The organism is Halorubrum sp. ASP1, from assembly GCF_005435135.1.
Lineage (GTDB): Archaea > Halobacteriota > Halobacteria > Halobacteriales > Haloferacaceae > Halorubrum > Halorubrum tropicale.
In genome coordinates this window covers 1-434 of record NZ_SGUA01000067.1, presented here as the reverse complement: position 1 = coordinate 434, position 434 = coordinate 1, and the positions used below count along the sequence as shown (strand labels likewise).

Genomic DNA, 434 nt, shown 5'->3' with positions numbered 1-434 from the left:
CGGTGACATCGTCCCCGAGTGAGGGAGTCGGGTTTCGTCGCGTTCGAACGCCTCGCAGTCGGTCGGTTGTTCTTCGCTGACACCCGCGGCTTTAGGTCACCTGCCCGGGTTGACACACGTATGTTCACGCTAACCGGCATGCGGGTCGTCGACGCCGACGGGACCCGCGAGGCGAACGTGGTGATAGACGAGTCGACCGGGCGCATCGCGCCCGTCGGCGACGAGACCGAAGGCGAGACGGGACACTGCTCGGTGCGGTGGTCGCGCCGGGACTCGTCGACGCCCACGTTCACCTCATGATGGACGGTCGCCCCGACGTGGCCGCCTATCGGTCCGAGCCGGTCGAACGCGCCTGCTATCGGGCCGCGGCCAACCTCCGGAAGACGCTGGAAGCGGGCGTCACGACCGTCCGCGACCTCGGTTCGCCCGGCAAC

At 68.7% G+C, this 434-nt stretch carries 1 pseudogene; it reads left to right on the top strand.

The window, feature by feature from the left end:
- Positions 1-120 precede the first annotated feature (120 nt).
- Positions 121-434 (top strand): annotated as a pseudogene (locus EXE48_RS18275) (amidohydrolase family protein); the annotation flags it as partial.